Origin of the sequence: Umezawaea sp. Da 62-37 (genome assembly GCF_032460545.1) — a bacterium.
Taxonomy (GTDB): domain Bacteria; phylum Actinomycetota; class Actinomycetes; order Mycobacteriales; family Pseudonocardiaceae; genus Umezawaea.
This window is the reverse complement of sequence record NZ_CP135965.1, coordinates 335,398-356,679: the sequence shown is the minus strand read 5'-3', so window position 1 is coordinate 356,679 and position 21,282 is coordinate 335,398. Positions and strand designations below refer to the sequence as shown.

General features: G+C 73.9%; 2 protein-coding genes. Both read left to right on the top strand.

Annotation, left to right across the window (positions count from 1 at the left end; genetic code table 11):
• Positions 1–57: 57 nt before the first annotated feature.
• Positions 58–19,992 (top strand): non-ribosomal peptide synthase/polyketide synthase, encoded by a 19,935-nt coding sequence (locus RM788_RS01595; RefSeq protein WP_315929640.1) that lies wholly within the window; start codon positions 58–60, stop codon positions 19,990–19,992.
• Complete coding sequence (locus tag RM788_RS01590) at positions 19,989–21,266, top strand: MFS transporter (protein WP_315929639.1); 1,278 nt, start codon at positions 19,989–19,991, stop codon at positions 21,264–21,266. Before RM788_RS01595 ends, RM788_RS01590 begins: the two co-directional genes overlap by 4 nt.
• The last annotated feature ends 16 nt before the right edge of the window (positions 21,267–21,282 follow it).

Here is a 21,282-nt window from a genome sequence, read left to right as displayed (position 1 = left end):
CCGCGCGGCGCGACCACCGACAGCGGGCACACCACCGAACTGCGAAGGAAACCCAGGATGACCACCTCCAAGCAGAGCCGCATCGACGCGCTGCCCGCCGAGCTGAGGGACCGGCTCAAGCGCAGGCTCGCGGGCCGGGCGGAGCGGACCGACGTGATCGGCCGGGCCGATCGCGGCGGCGCGCTGCCGCTGTCCTTCGCCCAGCAGAGGTTGTGGTTCCTCGACCGGCTCCAGCCGGGGGATTCCGAGTACAACAGCGCGGTCGCCCTGCGGTTGGGGGGAGCGCTCGACCAGGGACTCCTGGCGGGCGCGTTGCGGGACCTGCTGGCCCGGCACGAGTCGCTGCGCACGACGGTCGACGAGCGGGACGGCCGCGCGGTGCAGGTCGTCCACGAGCGGCCGGACATCCCGCTGCGGGTCGTGGACCTCGACGCCGAGGCGACCCTGCGCGCCGGTGACCTGGACCGGTTGCTGCTGGAGGAGTACTCCTGGGCGTTCGACCTGCGGCGCGGGCCGCTGCTGCGGGCCATGCTCGTGCGCGTCGGCCCCGAGGACCACGTCCTGCTGCTGACCGCGCACCACGTCGTCACCGACGGCGTGTCGATGGGGATCCTGGTCGCGGAACTGGGGGAGCTGTACGCGGCCGCCGTCCGCGGTGAGCCCGCCGCGCTGCCCGAGCCGGCGTTGCAGTACGCCGACTTCGCGGTGTGGCAGCGGGAACGGCTGTCCGGCGCCGGGATGGACCGGCTGCTGGAGCACTGGACCGAACGGCTGCGCGGGGTCGAACCGCTCGTGCTGCCGACCGACCGGCCGCGCCCGGCCGTGCGCACCACCGCGGGCGCGGTGCTCGACTTCGCGGTCGACGGCGCGATCTCCGCCCGGCTGGCGGAGCTGGCCCGTTCGCACGACACGACCCTCTACACCGTGCTCGTGGCGGCGTGCCAGGCGCTGTTCGCCCGGTACACCGGCCAGTCGGACATCGCGCTCGGCACCGTCCACTCCGGACGCGGGCGGCCGGAGCTGGAGGGCGTGGTCGGGTTCTTCGTCAACACCGTCGTCCTGCGGTCCGAAGTGGACCTGCGGCAGCGGTTCGGCGACTTCCTGGACGACGTCAAGGACACCGTGCTGGAGTCCTTCACCCACGCCGAGGCCCCGTTCGACCGGATCGTCGAGGCGCTGCACCCCGACCGCGATCCCGGCCGCAACCCCCTGTTCGACGTCATGGTCCTGCTGCACGGCGCGGACACCGGCGCGCCCGCGTTCGCCGGGCTCGCCGTCGAACCGGTCGACATCGCCAGGCGGGCGGCCAACTTCGACCTCACCGTCGAGTTCCAGGACGCGGCGGACCGGCTGGCGGGCTCGGTGGAGTACAACACCGACCTGTTCGACGAGACCACGATCGTCCGGTTCACCGAGCACCTCTCGGTGCTGCTGGCCGCGGTCGCCGAGGACGCCCGCCGCCCGATCGGCGACCTGCCGCTGCTCACCGACGCCGAACGCCACCGGGTGCTCACCGAGTGGAACGACACCGCCCTCGACGTCCCGGACACGACCCTGCCCGAGCTGTTCGAGGCGCAGACGCGGCGCGCCCCCCACGAGCGCGCGCTGGTGTTCCGCGACACCACGTGGACGTTCGGCGAGCTCAACGCCCGCGCCAACCGGCTGGCCCGCCACCTCGTCGCCCTCGGAGCGGGCCCGGAGCGGGTCGTCGCCCTGGCGCTGCCGCGATCGGACGAGATGGTCGTGGCGCTGCTGGCGGTGCTCAAGGCCGGCGCGGTGTACCTGCCCGTTGACCCCGACCAGCCCGCCGAGCGGATCGGGCTCGTCCTGCGGGACGCGGCCGCCGCGCTCGTCCTCACCACCGCCGCCGACACCACCACCCCGGACGTGGGCGTGCGACTGGCCGTGGACGCGCCCGGCACGGCCGCCGCGCTGGCCGCGCTGCCCGACACCGACCTGGGCGACGCCGACCGCAACGCGCCCCTGCGCACCGACAACACCGCCTACGTCATCTACACCTCCGGCTCCACCGGTGTGCCCAAGGGCGTCGCGGTGCAGCACCACAACCTGGTCAACCTGCTTTTCAGCCACCGCGAGGACTTCCTGGCCACCGCCGGGCCGAGGCTGCGGGTGGCGCTGACCGCGGTGTTCTCGTTCGACACCTCCCTGGAAGGCCCGCTGCTGATGGCGGACGGGCACGAGCTGCACCTGATCGACGACGACGTCCGGATGGACGCCGACGCGCTGGTGGACTACGTGATGCGCCACCGCGTCGACTTCCTCGACCTCACCCCGACCTACCTGCGGCAGCTCATCCCGGCCGGGCTGCTCAGCGACCAGCGGCACCGGCCCAAGGTGATGATGCTCGGCGGCGAGGCGCTCGGCGACGACCTGTGGCACGAGCTGGCCACCGCGGAGGTTACGGTCAGCCACAACTTCTACGGCCCCACCGAGTCCACCGTGGACGCGGTGTCCTGCCGGGTGGAGGACTCGACGCGGCCGTCCATCGGCAGGCCGCTGCGCAACGTGCGCGCCTACGTGCTCGACGCCGCCCTGCGCCCCGTCCCGACCGGCGTGGCCGGTGAGCTGTGCCTGGCGGGCGCGCAGCTCGCGCGCGGCTACCTCAACCGGCCCGGCCAGACCGCCGAGCGGTTCGTGGCCAACCCCTTCGACGCGCCGGGGTCGCGGCTCTACCGCACCGGCGACCTGGTGCGCTGGACCCCCGACGGGCGGCTGGAGTACCTGGGCCGCATCGACGACCAGGTCAAGGTCCGCGGCTTCCGGATCGAGCCGGGCGAGATCGAGTCCGCGCTGCTGCGCCACCCCGACATCGCCGAGGCCGTCGTCGTGGCCACCACCGGCGGCCAGGGGCACAAGAAGCTGTCCGCGTACTTCGTCGCGACCTCACCCGTCGCGCCCACGGCGGCGCAGCTGCGCACGGCCCTCAAGCGCACCCTGCCCGACTTCATGGTGCCCTCGGCGTTCCTCGCCGTGGACGCCATCCCGTTGACCCGCAACGGCAAGGTCGACCGGGCGGCGCTGCCCACCATCGACGGCCCGCAGGAGCGCGAGCACGCCTACGTGGCGCCGCGCACCGCGGTCGAGAGCGAACTGGTCGACATCTGGGGCAAGGTCCTGGGCAACGACCGCGTCGGCGTCGAGGACAACTTCTTCGGCCTCGGCGGCGACTCCATCCTGAGCATCCAGCTGGTGTCGCGCGCCCGCCAGGCCGGGCTGCGGCTGACCTCCCGCGACATCTTCCTGCACCAGACCATCGCCGAGCTGGCCACCTCGGTCCAGGCGGTCACCACCACCGAACGCGTGCCGCGCATCCTCGGCCCGGCCCCGCTGACCCCCATCCAGCACTGGTTCTTCGCCACCCACGGTCCGCTGAACCACTTCACCATGTCGATGCTGCTCGAACTCGCGGACGACGTGGACGACATCGGCCTGCGGGCCGCGACGGACGCCGTGGTCGCCCACCACGAGGCGTTGTGGACCCGCTTCACCCGGATCGACGGCCAGTGGTGCCAGGAGGTCCTGCCCGCCCCGCCGACCGGGGTGCTGAAGGTCCGCAACCTGTCCACGCTGAGCGACGCCGGGCAGCGGGCCGCGATCGAGGCCACCGGGACCGCGGTCCGCGCCGGGCTGGACCTGACCGCGGGCAAGCTCGTCGACGCCGTGCTGTTCGTGCTCGGCGCGGGCAGGCCGCCGCTGCTGTTCCTGGCCGTGCACCACCTCGTCGTCGACGGCGTCTCCCTGCGTCTGCTGCTCGGCGACCTGGAAGCCGCCTACCAGCAGGCCGCGGCCGGTCTGCCGCCGAGGATCGAGCCGGTGGACACCCCGTTCACCCAGTGGGCCCACCTGCTGCGCGGCCACGTCCGCGCGGGCGGGCTGGCGGGCGACCTCGCGCACTGGACCAACCTCTCCCGCCGGGTCCCCGCCGACCTGCCGGTCGACCGGACCGGCACCAGCACCGCGGGCTCCACCAGGGAGATCACCGTCCTGCTGGGCCGGGAGGAGACCGACGCGCTGCTGCACCGCGTCCCCGACGCCTACCGCACGCAGGTCAACGACGTGCTGCTCAGCGCGCTCGGGCGCACGCTCGCCGGGTGGACCGGCCGCGACAGCGTGCTGGTCGCGATGGAGGGCCACGGCCGCGAGGACGTCCTGGACGGCGTCGACCTGTCCCGGACCGTCGGCTGGTTCACCACGCAGTTCCCCGTAGCCCTCGACCTGCCCGCCGGGGACTGGGGCGACGTGCTCAAGGCCGTGAAGGAGCAGTTGCGCGCGATCCCGCACCGCGGCCTGAGCTACGAGGCCCTGCGCTACCTCACCGACGAGGAGTCGCTGCTCGCCGACCCGCTGCCGCAGATCTGCTTCAACTACCACGGCCAGTGGGACTCCGCCTCGCCCGCCGGGGGCCTCTACCGAGGTCGGCGCGAGGGCGCGGGCCGCGATCTGGCGCCGGACGAGGCGAGCACCTACCTGCTGGACGTGGCGGGCCTGGTCGACGACGGACAGCTCGCGCTGACCTGGATGTACTCCGACCAGGTGCACGACGAGGCCACCGTGCGGCGGCTCGCCGAGGACATGCTGGCCGCCCTGCGGGAGATCGTCGGGCATTGCGCCGCGCCGGGCACCGGCGGCCGCACCCCCTCGGACTTCCCGCTCGCCGCGCTCGACCAGTCCGCCGTGGACCGGATCGTCGGCGACGGCCGGGCGGTCGAGGACGTCTACCCGATGACGCCGTTGCAGGCGGGCATGCTGTTCCACAGCCTGGTGGACGGCGTGTCGGGCGTCTACGTCGACCAGGCGCGGATGCTGCTCGACGGCGTGGCCGACCCCGCCGCCTTCGCCGCGGCGTGGCAGCGGGTGGTCGACCGGACCCCCGCGCTGCGCACCCGGCTGGTCTGGGAGGGCGTCGACGAGCCGGTGCAGGTCGTCGAGCGCGAGGCGACCGTGCCGACGGCGTTCCACGACTGGAGCGGACTCGCCGACGACGAGCGGGACACGGCCCTGGCCGCGCTGGTGGCCGACGACGAGGCCGCCGGGATGGACCTCACCACCGCGCCGCTGATGCGCCTGGGGATCGTCTCCCTCGGCGGCGACCGGGTGCTGCTGGTCTGGACGTCGCACCACATCGTCCTCGACGGCTGGAGCCTCGCCCAGGTCTTCACCGAGGTCTGCGAGCACTACGCGGCGATCACCGGGAAGCGGGCGCCCAGCGCGCCCGTGCGGCGGCCGTTCCGCGACTACCTCGGCTGGCTGGCGGGGCAGGACGAGGCCGAAGCCGAGGCCTACTGGCGCGACGCGCTCGCGGGCTTCGACACCCCGACGCCGCTGCCGTGGGACCACGCCCCCGTGGGCGACCACCGCACCCGCTCGTCGGAGAGCGTGCGCGCCGAGCTGTCCGAACTGGTGTCCGCCCGGCTGCGCGAGGTGGCCCAGCGGCACGGCCTGACGGTCAACACGATCGTCCAGGGAGCCTGGGCGCTGCTGCTGTCCCGGCACGCCAGCGAGTCCGACGTCGTCTTCGGCACCACCGTGTCTGGTCGGCCGGAGGAGCTGCCGGGCGTCGAGTCCATGGTCGGCATGTTCATCAACACCGTGCCCAGCCGGGTCCGCGTCGACGGCGGCCGCGGTGTGGTGGACTGGCTCAAGGACCTCCAGGCCGAGCAGGCCCGCGCCCGCCGTTTCGACTTCGTGTCGCTCGCCCGGCTGCGCGCGCTGAGCGACGTGCCCGCGGGCCGCAACCTGTTCGACAGCATGGTGGCGTTCGAGAACTACCCGTTCGACGAGCACGCCGCCACCGACGCCGGGATCACCCTGCGCGAGGTCAAGGCGCTCGACAGCACCAACTTCCCCCTCGGCCTGCGCGCCTACCTGGGCCGGACCCTGGGCTTCGAGCTGGCGGCCGACCCGCGGCTGTTCGACGGCACCACCGCGCGCAGGCTGGCCCAACGGCTGGAGACCCTGCTCGCCGGCATCGCCGAGGACCCCGACCGCCCGGTCTCCCGACTGCCCTGGATCTCCGCCGCCGACGAGCGGCAGGTGCTCACGGCGTGGAACGGGACCGCGCGCGACCTGCCCGCGCCGACCATCCCCGAGCTGTTCGCCGCGCGGGTGCGGGAGACCCCGGACGCCGTCGCCGTGACCTGTTCCTCGGAGGAGCTGACCTACGCGGGGCTCAACGCTCGCGCCAACCGGCTCGCCCACCGGCTGATCGAGGCCGGGGCGGGCCCCGAGCGGTTCGTCGCGCTCGCGGTGCCCCGGTCGGTCGACCAGGTCGTCGCGATCCTCGCGGTCGTCAAGACCGGCGCCGCCTACCTGCCGATCGACCCGGACGCCCCGCGCGAACGGGCCGCCCGGATGCTCGCCGACTGCGCGCCCGTCGCCCTGGTGAGGTCCGGGGGTGTGGAACTGGTCGCCGACGGCCTGCCGACGCTGGTGCCCGGCGAGGCGGGGGAGTCCGACCGGCCCGACACCGACCCGACACTGCGGTGCGTGCCGGAGAACCCGGCGTACGTCATCTACACCTCCGGGTCCACCGGTGTGCCCAAGGGCGTCGTCATCCCGCACGCCAACGTCACCCGGCTGTTCGCCGCCACCCGTGACCGGTTCGGGTTCGGCGCCGACGACGTGTGGACGCTGTTCCACTCCTACGCCTTCGACTTCTCGGTCTGGGAGATCTGGGGGCCGCTGCTGCACGGCGGCCGCCTGGTCGTGGTGCCGCACGCCGTGTCGCGCTCGCCCCGCGAGTTCCTGCGCCTGCTGGTCGACGAGCGGGTGACGGTGCTCAACCAGACCCCGTCGGCGTTCTACCAGCTGATGGCCGCCGACCAGGACGAGCCCGAGGTGGGCGACCGGCTCGCGCTGCGCTCCGTCGTCTTCGGCGGCGAGGCGCTGGACCCCCGGCGGCTGGCGCCGTGGTTCGACCGCCACGGCGACCGGGAACCGCTGCTGGTCAACATGTACGGCATCACCGAGACGACCGTCCACGTGACCTACCGCGAGCTGGACCGGTCGTCGGCCGCCTCGCCCGCGGGCACCATCGGCGCGGGCATCCCGGACCTGCGGGTGTACGTGCTGGACCGCGACCTCAACCCCGTCCCGGCCGGTGTTCCCGGTGAGCTGTTCGTCGCGGGCGCGGGCCTGGCGCGCGGCTACCTCAACCGGCCCGGCCTCACCGCCGACCGGTTCGGCCCCGACCCGTTCGGCGAACCCGGCGGCCGCATGTACCGCACCGGCGACCTCGCGAGCTGGAACGCGGACGGCGACCTGGACTACCTCGGCCGGGCCGACCAGCAGGTCAAGATCCGCGGGTTCCGCATCGAGCTGGGCGAGATCGAGGCCGCGCTGACCGCGCTGCCCGACGTGGCCTCGGCGGCCGTCGTGGACGACGAACCCGAACCGGGCGCCAAGCGGCTGGTGGCCTACGTCGTGCCCGTCGACGGGCAGGACCCGCCGTCGGTCGCGGACCTGCGGACGGCGCTGTCGGCGACCCTGCCCGACTACATGGTGCCCGCGGTCTTCCAGCACCTCGACCGGATCCCGTTGACGCGCAACGGGAAGCTCGACCGCCGGGCGCTCCCCGCGGTCACCGGGACCGCGGCGGGGGCCGAGTACGTCGAGCCCCGCACGGAGGCCGAACGGCTCGTCGCCGGGATCTGGGCCGACGCGCTCGGCCTGGACCGCGTCGGCGTCGAGGACAACTTCTTCGCGCTGGGCGGCGACTCGATCCTCACCATCCGGGTCGCCTCCCGCCTGCGCGAGGCCTTCGGGGCGGACGTCTCCCCGCGCACGCTGTTCACCGCGTCGACGGTGGAGGCCTTGGCGGCGTCCCTGCCCGCGCCCGGCGGGGAGATCGCCCGCGTGATCCCGGCCGTGGACCGCGACGGCGACCTCCCGCTGTCGTTCGCCCAGCAGCGCCTGTGGTTCCTGGCCGAGTTCGACCCGGACACCAGCGAGTACGCGACCGTGTTCGCCCTGCGGCTGCACGGCGTCCTCGACGTGGACGCCCTGGGCGACGCGCTGACCGCGCTGGTGGCCAGGCACGAGTCGCTGCGCACCACGTTCCAGGCGGTCGACGGCCGCCCGCGCCAGGTCGTCCACCCGCCGCACGGGTTGCGCCCCGCGGTGACCGAGGTGGCCGAAGCCGACGTCGACGCCCTGGTGGCGGCCGACATCGCCGAACCGTTCGACCTGGCGGCGGGTCCGCTGCTGCGCGTCCGGCTGGCCAGGACCGCACCCGAGGAGCACGTCCTCGTCCTCGCCCTGCACCACATCGTCACCGACGGCTGGTCCATGGGCGTGCTCGCCGAGGAGCTGACCGCGCTCTACAACGGGCGCCCGCCCGCCGCGCTGCCCGCGCTCCCGGTCCAGTACGCCGACTTCGCCGCGTGGCAACGGGACCGGCTGACCGGCGAGACCCTGCGCGAGCAGGCGGACTACTGGCGCGGGCAGTTGGACGGCCTGGCGCCGCTGGAGCTGCCGACCGACCGCCCGCGTCCGCCGGTGCAGACCAAGAACGGCGCCTCGCTGGAGTTCACGATCCCCGCCGAGGTGACCTCCGCGCTGCGGGAACTGGGCCGGGACAAGGACACGACGCTGTTCATGACGCTCGTCGCGGCCTGCCAGCTGGTCCTGCGCGGCTGGAGCGGGCAGGACGACATCGCCGTGGGCACGGTCGCCTCCGGGCGCGAGCACGCCGAGGTCGAACGCCTGGTCGGCGTCTTCGTCAACACCCTCGTCCTGCGGTCGCGCGTGGACGGGCAGTCGACGTTCCCCGAGTTCCTGGCGCAGGTCAGGGAAACGGTGCTGGACGCGTTCGCCCACCAGGAGCTGCCGTTCGAGCGGGTGGTCGACGAACTCCAGCCCGAGCGCGACACCAGCAGGCCGCCGCTGTTCCAGGTCATGATCACGTTGCAGAACGCCGGGAACCGGTTACCGCACCTCGACGGGCTGTCGGCGACGGAGTTCGCGCTGCCCATGACGACCGCGAGCCTCGACGTGAGCCTGGAGTTCGAGGAGCACGACGGCGGGCTGCGCGGCCTGGTCAACTACAACACCGACCTGTTCGACGCGGCCACCGTCGACCGGCTGGCCGGGCACCTCGGCGTGCTGCTGGCCGCCATCGCCGCCGACCCGCGTCGGCCGGTGGCCCGGCTGCCGCTGCTGACCGACTTCGAACGCGACCAGCTGCTGCACATGTGGAACGACACCGACCGCCCCATCCCGGAGACCACGTTCCCGGAGCTGTTCGAGGAGCAGGCGGCGCGCACACCCGACGCCACCGCGCTGGTGTTCCAGGGCACCGCCCTGACCTTCGCCGAGCTGAACGCCCGCGCGAACCGGCTGGCGCGCGTCCTCGTGGCGCGCGGCGCCGGGCCCGAGCGGTTCGTCGCGGTGGGCCTGCCGCGGTCGGCGGAGTTCGTCGTCGCGCTGCTGGCCGTGCTCAAGGCGGGCGCGGTGCACCTGCCGATCGACCCGGAGCTGCCCGCGGACCGCGTCCGCCTGGTCCTGGAGGACGCCGCGCCCGTCGTCGTCCTCACCGCCCCCGAGCCCGACGACACCACCCTGTCGGGCACCGACCTCACCGACGCCGACCGGCTCGGCCCGGTGCGCCCCGACAACGCCGCCTACGCGATCTACACCTCCGGCTCGACCGGGCGCCCCAAGGGCGTGGTCGTCGACCACCGCGCGCTGGCGACCCTCTTCCACGACCACCACGCCGAGTTCGCCGCCGCCGCGGGTAAGGAGCGCGTGCGGGTCACGCTGACGACGGCGTTCTCCTTCGACGCCGCCTGGGAGGGCCTGCTGCTCATGGGAGCGGGCCACGAGCTGCACGTGGTCGACGACGACCTGCGGTTCGACCCGGAGGCGCTGGCCGAGTACGTGGCCGCGCACCGGATCGACGTGGTCAACTCCACGCCGTCGTTCATGCGGGAGCTGCTGTCGGCAGGCCTGCTCACGCGTCCGGAGCACCGGCCCTCGGTGCTCCTGTTCGGCGCCGAGGCGACCGGCCCGGAGCTGTGGCGCGAGCTGAACGCCACCCCCGGTGTCGTCGCCTACAACATCTACGGCCCCACCGAGTGCACGGTCGACGCGGCGATGACCCGGACGACCGGCCACGACCTGCCGGTGATCGGCAGGCCGCTGGACAACGTCCGCGCCTACGTACTGGACGACGACCTGCGCCCGGTGCCCGCCGGGGTCGCGGGGGAGCTGCACCTGTCCGGCCCGCAGCTCGCCCGCGGTTACCTCAACCGCCCCGGCCTGACCGCGGAACGCTTCCTCGCCAACCCGTTCGGGCCGCCCGGCAGCAGGCTGTACACCACCGGGGACCGCGTGCGCTGGACCGCGGACGGGAACCTGGAGTACCTCGGCCGCGCCGACGAGCAGCTCAAGATCCGGGGTTTCCGCGTCGAACCCGGCGAGATCGAGACCGCGCTGCGCGCCCACGCCCGGATCGCGGAAGCGGTCGTCGTGGCCCGCCGCGACGACGGCCACGACCGCCTCGTCGCCTACGTCGTCCCCGCCGGGACGACCGCCCCGGAGCCGCTGGAACTGCGCGCGTGGCTGAAGGAGACCCTGCCCGACTACCTGGTGCCGTCGGTGTTCGTCCCGGTCGACGCCCTGCCGAGGACCAGCAGCGGGAAGATCGACAAGCGCGCGCTGCCCACCCCCGACCTGCGGGCCGCGCCCACGACCGCGGGCACGGCGCCGCGCACGCCCGTCGAGCGCGTGCTGGCCGACATCTGGGCGGAGGTCCTGGGTGTGCCCGAGGTCGGCGTCCAGGACAACTTCTTCGCGCTGGGCGGCGACTCGATCCTGAGCATCCAGGTCGTGTCCCGCGCCCGCGCCGCCGGGTTGAGCCTGAAGTCCAAGGACGTGTTCCGGCACCAGAACATCGCCGAACTCGCCGTCGTCGTCGGGGCGCAGGCCCTGGAGACCGCGGAGCCGGACGTGGCCGGACCGGCGCCGCTGACGCCGATCCAGAGCTGGTTCCTCGGCTCGGACCAGGGCGACCGCGACCGCTTCACCATGTCGACGGTCACCGGACTCGCGCCCGACACCGACGCCGACGCGCTGGAGTCGGCGCTGGACGCCGTCATCGCGCACCACGACGCCCTGCGCGGCCGGTTCGCGGAGTCCGACGGCGGGTGGATCCAGGAAGTCGCCGACGTGGTGGCTCCCGTCCTGCGCCGCGCGCACCTGTCCGATGTGGACACCGACCGGATGCGGGAGGTCGCCGAGCAGGCGCGGCGCGGCCTCGGCGTCGTCGGCGGCCCGCTCGTCGCGGCCGTGCTGTTCACGTTCGACTCCGCGCCGCCGCGGCTGTTCTGGACCATCCACCACCTCGTGGTCGACGGCGTCTCCTGGCGCGTCCTGCTCGGCGACCTGGAGACCGCCTACGACCAGGCGATCGCCGGGCAGGCGATCGACCTCGGCCCGAGGACGACCTCCTACGGCCAGTGGGCGCGCAAACTGGCCGAGCACGTCGAGGCGGGCCGCCTCGACGACGACGCCGCCCACTGGGCCGCGATCACCGCGTCGCCGGAGCTGCCGGTCGACCGCGACGGCGGCACCAGCGCGGGCACCGTCCGCACGGTGGCCGTCGGACTGGACCGCGACACGACCGACGCGCTGCTGCGCGACGTGCCCGACGTGTACCGGACGCAGGTCAACGACGTGCTGCTGAGCGCGGTGGGACGCGCGCTGGCCGAGTGGACCGGGCACGACCGGGTCGTGGTCTCCCTGGAGGGCCACGGGCGCGAGGAGATCGTCGACGGCGTCGACCTCTCCCGCACGGTCGGCTGGTTCACCGCGGAGTTCCCGGTCGAGCTGACCGTGCCGGACGGCGACTGGGGCACGACGCTCAAGGCCGTCAAGGAACAGGTGCGCGCCGTCCCGAACAAGGGCCTGAGCTACGGCGCCCTGCGCTACCTGCGGCCGGACGGCGCGGCCGCGGAGAGCCCGGCGCGGGTCAGCTTCAACTACCACGGCCAGTGGAACGCCACGACCGGTTCCGAGGGGCTCTACCGGGGGTCGGCCGACGCGCTCGGCCGGGACGTCGCGCCGGACCGGCGGCGCGACCACCTGCTCGACGTCGTCGGCATCGTCCACGACGGGCGGCTGGAGCTGGAGTGGGCCTACTCGCCCGAGGTGCACGACGAGGACACCGTGCGGAGGCTGGCCGACCGGGTCGCCGACGCGCTGCGCGAGATCGTCGCGCACTGCGCCGAACCGGCCGCCGGCGGCCGCACGCCGTCGGACTTCCCGCTGGCCCGCCTCGACCAGTCCACCGTGGACCAGGTGGTGGGCGACGGCCGTTCGGTGGAGGACGTCTACCCGTTGACGCCGCTCCAGGCCGGAATGCTGTTCCACAGCCTGCTGGACACCGACTCGGCCGCCTACTTCGAACAGGTCCGCATCCGGCTGTCCGGGGTGACCGACCCCCACGCCTTCGGCGAGGCCTGGCAGTGGGTGGTGGACGCCATGCCCGCGCTGCGGACCAGGTTGGTCTGGCAGGGCGTCGACGAACCGCTCCAGGTCGTCGACCGGCACGTGGCACTGCCCGTCACCCACCACGACTGGCGCGACCTGGACGCCACCGCTCGCGACAGCCGGTTGCGGGAGCTGCTGGACCAGGACCGGGCCGCCGGGTTCGACCTCACGACGGCTCCGCTGACCCGGCTGGCGATCGCCACCCTGCCCGGCGACGAGGTCCAGCTCGTGTGGACCTCGCACCACGTCCTCATGGACGGCTGGAGCGTCGCGCAGGTCTTCGCGGAAGCCTGCGGGCGGTACGCCGCGGGGGACGGCCACGCCCTGACCGCCCGCCGCCCCTTCCGCGACTACCTCTCCTGGCTGGCCGAGCAGGACCGGCAGCGCGCCGACACGCACTGGCGCGGGGTGCTGGACGGGTTCGCGACGCCGACGCCGCTGCCGTACGACCGGCAGCCCACCGAGGCCCACCGCGCGCTGTCGAGCGCGTCGGTCCGCGTGGAGCTGCCCGCGGCGCGGACCGCGCGGCTCCGGGAGGTCGCGAAGGGCGCCGGACTCACGGTCAACACCGTCGTCCAGGGCGCATGGGCGCTGCTGCTGTCGGTGCACAGCGGGGAGGACGACGTCCTGTACGGCACCACGGTGTCCGGCCGTCCGGCCGAGCTGCCGGGGGTCGAGACGATGGTCGGGATGTTCATCAACACCGTCCCCACCAGGGTCCGGGTGCGCCCCGACCTGTCCTTCTCCGCCTGGCTGCGCGAACTGCAGGCCGCCCAGAGCGAGTCGAGGGACCACGACTTCGTGTCGTTGGCCCAGATGCGGCCGTGGAGCGAGGTGCCCGCGGGCCGCGACCTGTTCGACAGCATGGTGGTGTTCGAGAACTACCCGATCAGCGAACCCGGCACCGACGGGACGCCGCAGGTGCTCGACGTGGTCTCGGCCGACGCGACGAACTTCGCCCTGTGCCTGCGCGTCTCGCTCGACGACGCGCTCGCCCTCGACCTCGCCTACGACCCGGCCCTGTTCGACGAGGCCGCGGTGTCGGACCTGGTCGACCGGCTGGCGCTGCTGATCACCGGGATCACCGCCGACCTCGGGAGCACCGCGGGCCGGTTGCCGTGGCTGTCCGCCGACGAGCGGGAACGCGTGCTCACGGCCTCGCGGGGCGCCGAACGGGACCTGCCCGCCTCGACGGTCGTCGAGCTGTTCACCCGACAGGTCGCCCGCACGCCGGACGCCGTCGCGGTGACCCGCGGCGCGGTCGCGCTGTCCTACCGGGAACTCGACGCCCGCGCCAACCACCTGGCCCACCGGCTCCGCGAGCTGGGCGCCGGGCCGGAGCACGCGGTCGCCGTGCTGCTGGAGCCGTCCGTCGAGCACGTCGTCGCCGAACTCGCCGTGCTCAAGTCCGGGGCCGCCTACGTGCCGCTGGACGTCCGGGCACCGCGCGCACGGCTGCGCGCGGTGCTCACCGAAGCCGCGGCCTCGGTGCTGGTGACCGATGACGGCTGGGCTGCCACGGCGGCTGACGTCCACAGTGGACAGGTGGTCCACGTGGGTTCCGACGAAGCCCCGTCAGCCCCGGAAGTCCCGCTGCACCAGGACAACCTGGCCTACGTCATGTACACCTCGGGCTCCACCGGCACGCCCAAGGGCGTCGCCGTGCGGCACCGCGACGTGGTGGCGCTCGCCCTGGACACCGGGTTCGCGGGCGGCGCCCACGAACGGGTGCTCGCGCACTCGCCGCTGGCCTTCGACGCCTCCACCTACGAGCTGTGGGTACCGCTGCTCAACGGTGGCCGAGTGGTGCTGGGGGAGACCCCGGACGTCACCGTGGAATCGTTGCGGCACACCGTCCGCACGCACGGGGTGACCGGCCTGTGGCTGACCGCCGGGCTCTTCCGGCTGCTCGCCCAGGACGCCCCAGACTGCCTCCTGGGGGTCCGGGAGGTGTGGACCGGCGGTGACGTCGTGCCCGCGCCCGCCGTCCGCCGGGTGCTGAACGCCTGCCCCGGCCTGGTCGTGGTCGACGGCTACGGCCCTACCGAGACCACCACGTTCGCCTCCTCCCACCGCATGGACGCGGAGGAGGCCGTGGCCGACCAGGTGCCCATCGGCTCGCCGTTGGACGGGATGCGCGCCTACGTGCTCGATCGCGAGCTGCGACCGGTGCCCACGGGCGCGGTCGGTGAGCTGTGCGTCGCGGGCGACGGCCTGGCCCGCGGCTACCTCGCCCGGCCGGGACTGACCGCCGAGCGCTTCGTCGCCGACCCGTTCGGCGCGCCCGGCGAGCGCATGTACCGCACCGGTGACCTGGTCCGCCGCGACCACCGCGGCGAGCTGGAGTTCCTGGGCAGGGCCGACGAGCAGGTCAAGCTGCGCGGCTTCCGGATCGAACCGGGCGAGGTGGAGGCCGTGCTGCTCGGCCACCCGGCCGTCGGACAGGCCGTCGTCGTGGTCGACACCGCGAGCACCGGCCGCCGACTGGTCGGCTACGTCGTCCCCGCGCACGGCACGGCCGTCGACCCGGCGGAGGTGCGCGCGCACGCCGCCGAGGCGTTGCCCGAGTACATGGTGCCCGCGGTGGTCGTGGTGCTCGACGAGCTGCCGCTGAGCCGCAACGGCAAGGTCGACCGCCGGGCGCTGCCCGCGCCCGTGGCCGACACCCGGCCGAAGCGCGAGTTCGTCGAGCCGCGCACCCAGCTGGAGCGGACCGTCGCGGCGGTCTGGGCGGACCTGCTCGGCGTGGACCGGGTCGGGGCGCGGGACAACTTCTTCGAGCTGGGCGGCGACTCCATCCTGAGCATCAGGGTGGTGTCCAGGCTGCTCACGGCCTGCGGCGTGTCCCTGTCGCCGCGAGTGGTGTTCAGCCACCCGACCGCCGGCGGCCTGGCCGCCGCGATCGCCGCCGAGACCGGTGGCGGCACGGCCATACCGGCGCTGGCGACGCGCACCGGACCGCTGCCGCAGTCCTTCTCCCAGCAGCGGCTGTGGTTCCTCGACGAGTTCGAACCGGGCGGCACCGAGTACGTCACGTCCACCGCGGTGCGCCTGCACGGCGGGCTGGACGTGCCCGCGCTGGAGACGGCGTTCACCGCGCTGGTCGCCAGGCACGAGGCGCTGCGCACCACGCTGGGATCGGTCGACGGCCACGGCGTGCAGTTCGTGCACCCGCCGTCGGAGGTCCGGATCCCGGTGGTGGACCTGGCCGACGTGCCCGCGGACGACCGCGAGGACCGGCTCGCCGAGGTCCTGCACGAGGACGCCGGACGGCCGTTCGACCTGCGGGAGGGGCCGCTGCTGCGCCCGACGCTGGTGCAGCTCGGCGAGCGGGACCACGTGCTGACCCTGGCCGTGCACCACATCGTCACCGACGGCTGGTCCAACGGCGTGATCGCCACCGAGCTGGGCGCCTGCTACGCCGCCGCGCTGCGCGGTGGAACCGCCGACCTGGGCCCGCTCCCGGTGCAGTACGCGGACTTCGCCGCCTGGCAGCGCGGGCAGCTCGACGGCCCGGTGCTCGACGGCCAGCTGTCCTACTGGCGCGACCGGCTCCAGGACGTGGCGCCGCTGGAACTGCCGACCGACCGGCCGCGCCCGCCGGCGCGCACCACCAGGGGAGCGGTCCACGAGGCCGTGGTCCCCGCGGAGGTCACCGCCGGGCTGCGGGAGCTGAGCCGCGACCAGGGGACGACCCTGTTCACGACGCTCGTCACCGCCTGCCAGGTGCTGCTCGCCCGGTGGTGCGGCCAGGAGGACGTCACCGTGGGCACCGTCGCCTCCGGCCGCGACCGAGCCGAGCTGGAACGGGTCGTCGGCTTCTTCGTCAACACCCTCGTCCTGCGCTCGCGGATCCGCGGCGACGCCGCCTTCGCCGAACTCCTGGGCGAGGTGCGCGACCACGTCCGCGACGCCTTCGAGCACCAGGACCTGCCCTTCGACCGGGTGGTGGACGCGCTGCGACCGGAACGCGACCCCAGCCGCACCCCGCTGTTCGGGGTGATGGTCGTCCTGCAGAACACCCCGCAGGAACCGCCGGGCCTGGCCGGGCTCGACGTGCGGGAACTGCCGCAGGAGGGCACCACCGCCAACTTCGACCTGACCATCGAGTTCCAGGAGGACGACGGCGCGCTGCGGATCGCGCTGACCTACAACACCGACCTGTTCGACGCCGCCACCGTCGACCGGTTCGCCGGGCACCTCGGCGTCCTGCTCGACGGCGTCGCCGGGAACGCGCCCGGCCCGGTCTCGCAGCTGCCGCTGATGACCGACGGCGAGCGGCACCGGGTCCTGGTCGAGTGGAACGACACCGACCGGCCCGCACCCGCCGCCACGCTCGCCGGGCTGATCGAGGAGCAGACCCGGCGGACCCCCGACGCCCCGGCGCTGGTGCGGTGCCCGGAGGGCGACGCCGACACCGGGGACGTGACCACCTTCGCGGAGCTGGACGCCCGCGCCAACCGGCTCGCCCGGCTGCTCATCGCCAGGGGCGCCGGTCCGGAGCGGATCGTCGCGCTCGCGCTGCCGCGCTCGGTGGACATCGTGGTCGCCCAGCTCGCGGTCCTGAAGGCAGGCGCGGCGTTCGTGCCGGTCGACCCGACCTACCCGGTCGAGCGGATCGCGTTCATGCTGACCGATTCCCGCCCCGCGCTCGTGCTCACCCGCGGCGACGTGGCGCCCGAGCTGGACGCGGGCCTCGGGTCGGTGCTCCTGGACGACCCGGCCGTGGCCGCGGAACTGGCCGGGCTGCCCGGCACCGCGGTGACCGACGCCGAGCGCACGCACCCGCTGCGCCCGGAGAACCCGGCCTACGTGATCTACACGTCGGGCTCCACCGGACGCCCCAAGGGCGTGGTCGTGTCCCACACCGGGCTGGCCGGGTTCGCCGCCGCCGAGGCCGCGCACTTCGCCGTCGAGCCGGGCGACCGCGTCCTGGCGTACTCCTCGCCGAGCTTCGACGCCTCCGTGCTGGAGCTGGGCATGGCGCTCCCGTCCGGCGCGGCCCTGGTGGTCATCCCGCCGGGACCGCTGCTCGGCGAGCAGCTCGCCGGTGTGCTGGCGGACCAGGGCGTCACCCACGCCCTGATCCCGCCCGCCGCGCTCGCCACCGTGCCACCGGTGGACCTGCCCGCGTTCCGCACGCTGGTCGTCGGCGGCGACGCCTGCACCGCCGACCTCGTGCGGACCTGGGCGCCCGCGGTGCGGATGGTCAACGCCTACGGGCCCACCGAGTCCACCGTGGTGGGCACCTGGAGCGACGCCCTCGCGCCGGGAGGCGTCCCGCCCATCGGCAGGCCGATCCCCAACACCCGCGCCTACGTGCTGGACGCCGGTCTGCGCCCGGTGCCGCCCGGCATCGCGGGTGAGCTGCACCTGGCGGGCGCGGGACTGGCCCGCGGCTACCTCGACCGGCCCGGCCTGACCGCCGACCGGTTCGTGGCGAACCCCTTCGACGCGGCGGGGTCGCGGATGTACCGCACCGGCGACCTCGTCCGGTGGACTTCGTCCGGGGAGCTGGAGTTCCTGGGCCGGGTGGACGACCAGGTGAAGGTGCGCGGCTTCCGGATCGAACTCGGCGAGGTCGAGGCCGCCCTGGTGCGCCACCCCGACGTCGTCTCGGCCGTGGCCGCGGTCCAGGTGGAGGAGGGCGGGCACAAGCGGCTCGTCGGCTACGTCGTGCCCGCCGACCCGACCGAACCACCGGACACCTCGGACCTGCGCGAGTTCCTCGGCCGGTCCCTGCCGGGGCACCTCGTGCCCTCGGCGTTCCTGGTCCTCGACGGGCTGCCGGTGGGCCCGAGCGGCAAGGTCGACCGGCGCGCGTTGCCGCCGGTCACCGGCCCAGGTGAGCTGGCCACCGAGTACGCGGAGCCGGAGACCCCGGCCGAGCGCGCGCTCGCCGGGGTGTGGGCGGAGGTGCTGGGGCTGACGCGGGTCGGCGCGCTGGACAACTTCTTCGAGCTGGGCGGCGACTCCATCCTCAGCATGCAGGTGGTGTCCCGCGCCCGGCAGGCCGGGCTGCTGCTGACCCCGAAGGACCTGTTCCTGCACCAGACCATCCGGCGGCTGGCCCCCGAGACCTCGGCCGTCGGGGACACTGGGGAGCGGGACGAGGAGGTCGTGGGCGAGGTGCCGCTCACGCCCATCCAGGACTGGTTCTTCGAGACCCGCACGGTCAACCCGCACCACTTCAACCAGTCCGTCCTGCTGGAGCTGGCCGAAGACCTCGACGAGAAGGCGTTGCAGCTCGCCGTGGACGCGCTGTGGTCGCACCACGACGCCCTGCGGATGCGGTTCGACGACGCCGACGGCCACTGGCGGCAGCACAACGCCGGCCTGGAACCGTTCCCGGTGCTGGCCCGCCACCCGCTGTCCGAAGTGGACGGAGCGGACCGGATGGCGGTGATGGAGGACATGGCCTCCGCCGTCCACGCGAGCTTCGACCTGCGCGAGGGGCCGCTGCTCAAGGGAGTCCTGTTCACCACCGCCGACGGCGAGTCGCCGTACCTCTTCCTGGCCGCGCACCACGTCGTGGTCGACGGCGTCTCCTGGCGGATCCTGCTCGACGACCTCGACCGCGGCTACCGGCAGGCCGTGCGCGGCGACCAGGTCGTCCTCGGACCGAAGTCGACGTCGTTCCAGGACTGGTCGCGGCGGCTGCGCGGGCACGTGGAGGCGGGCGGGTTCGACGACCAGCTGGAGCACTGGACCGCCTCGGCACGGGCCGCCGCCCTGCCGGTGGACCGCGAACCCGGCGGTCCCGCGCTGCCCGCCGACATCGTGTCGGTCGGGTTGAACGCCGAGGACACCGAGACGCTGCTCCGCTCCGCGCCCGCGGCCTACCGCACGCAGGTCAACGACGTGCTGCTCAGCGCGCTGGCGTGGGCGCTGGCGCGGTGGACCGGCGAGGACACCGTCTCGGTCGCCCTGGAGGGGCACGGCCGGGAGGACGTCCTCGACGACGTCGACCTGACCCGGACCGTCGGCTGGTTCACCACCCTCTACCCGGTCGCCCTCACGACCGGGGGCGACGACCGGCCCCGGTGGCGCGACCTGGTCAAGTCGGTGCGCAAGCAGCTGCGCACCGTCCCCTCCAACGGGATCGGCTACGGCGCGCTGCGCCACCTCGGCCCGCCCGGGGTGCGGAGCGGGCTCTCCGGTGACGGCGGCTCGCCGCAGATCGCCTTCAACTACCTCGGCCAGTGGGACAGCACGGCCAAGGACACCGGCGAGGGCCTCTACCGCGCCAACCACGGCTCCCTGGGCCTCGACCACGCCCCCGGCGAGCGCGAACCGCACCTGCTCGACCTGGTGGGCGGGGTGCAGGACGGCGAGCTGGGCTTCTCGTGGATCTACCAGCCCGCCGTGCACGACCGGTCGACCATCGAGGCGGTCGCCGAGGCCTTCGCCGACGCCCTGCGGCGGATCGCCCGCGACTGCCGACCCGCGCGCCTGCCGGAGAACGGGAGTGACCCGCGATGACCGCGCCCCTGTCCCGCAACCGCGACTACCAGCTGCTGTGGATCAGCCAAGCGCTGTCCACGGCGGGGTTCAGCGCGTCCATGATCGCGCTGCCCCTGCTGGTGCTCGCGGTGACCGGGTCGCCCGCGATCTCCGGGCTGGTGCTGGGCGTCGACGCCGCGGCCCAGATGATCGCCGGACTGCCCGCGGGCGCCCTCGCCGACCGGTGGAACCGCAAGAAGATGATGCTGGTGTGCGAGGCGGTGCAGGCGATCGGCGTCGGCAGCCTCGTGCTGGCCGTGTGGTGGGACGCCACGACGGTCGCGCACCTCATCGTGGTCTCCGCGCTCATGGGCGTGTGCCGGTCGCTGTTCGGACCGGCCGAGGGCGCGGCGCTGGCCCGCATCGTGCCCGTGGAGCACCTGCCGACGGCGCTGGCGATGAACTCCGCCCGCGCCTCGCTGGGCCAGCTGTCGGGCACCGCGCTCGGCGGGTTCCTCTACGCGCTGGGCCGGGCGGTCCCGTTCGGGTTCAACGTCGTCACGCACGCGATCGCCTTCGTCGGGCTGCTGTTCGTCCGGATCCCGCACCGCAAGGTCGAACCGCACCCGGACCACAACCTCGGCCACGAGATGGTCGAGGGGCTGAGGTGGGTCTGGCGGCAGCGCCACGTCCGCGTCACGGTGCTGTGCGCGATCAGCCTCAACTTCTTCTTCAGCGCCTACTACATCGTCATCGTGGTGCTGGCCCAGGAGAGGGGCATCTCCGCGGGCGAGATCGGCGTGATGGCCGCGATGTTCGGCGTGGGCGGTGTCGTCGGCTCGCTGCTCGCGCCCTACCTCCAGCGCAGGATCAGCCCGTACCTGTCGATCACCGGCGTGTTCTGGGTGCTCACCGCCCTGACCCCGCTGGCGGTGTTCATCGACAACGGCTACGTGATGGGCGTGCTGTTCGCCGGGATGGCGCTGCTGCCGCCGACCGCGAACACCACCATCGGCACCTACCAGCTCCTGCTCACGCCCGACCGGCTGCGCGGCAGGCTCACCAGCGTGATGGGCGTGATCGGCGGCGTCTCGGCCGCGACCGGGCCGGCGTTCGGCGGTGTGCTCGTCCAAGCCGTCTCCGGCACCGACGCCGTGCTGCTGTGCGCGGCCGGGATCGCGGCCGTCACCCTGGTCGTCACCTTCAACCGCACCCTGCGCTCCTTCCCCCGCAGCGAGGACATCACCGTCGACGACCCCGAGTCCGAGCAGACCGGGCTTCCGACGTCACCGCGGACCGACCGGACCCCATGACCTCCACCTCCTCAAA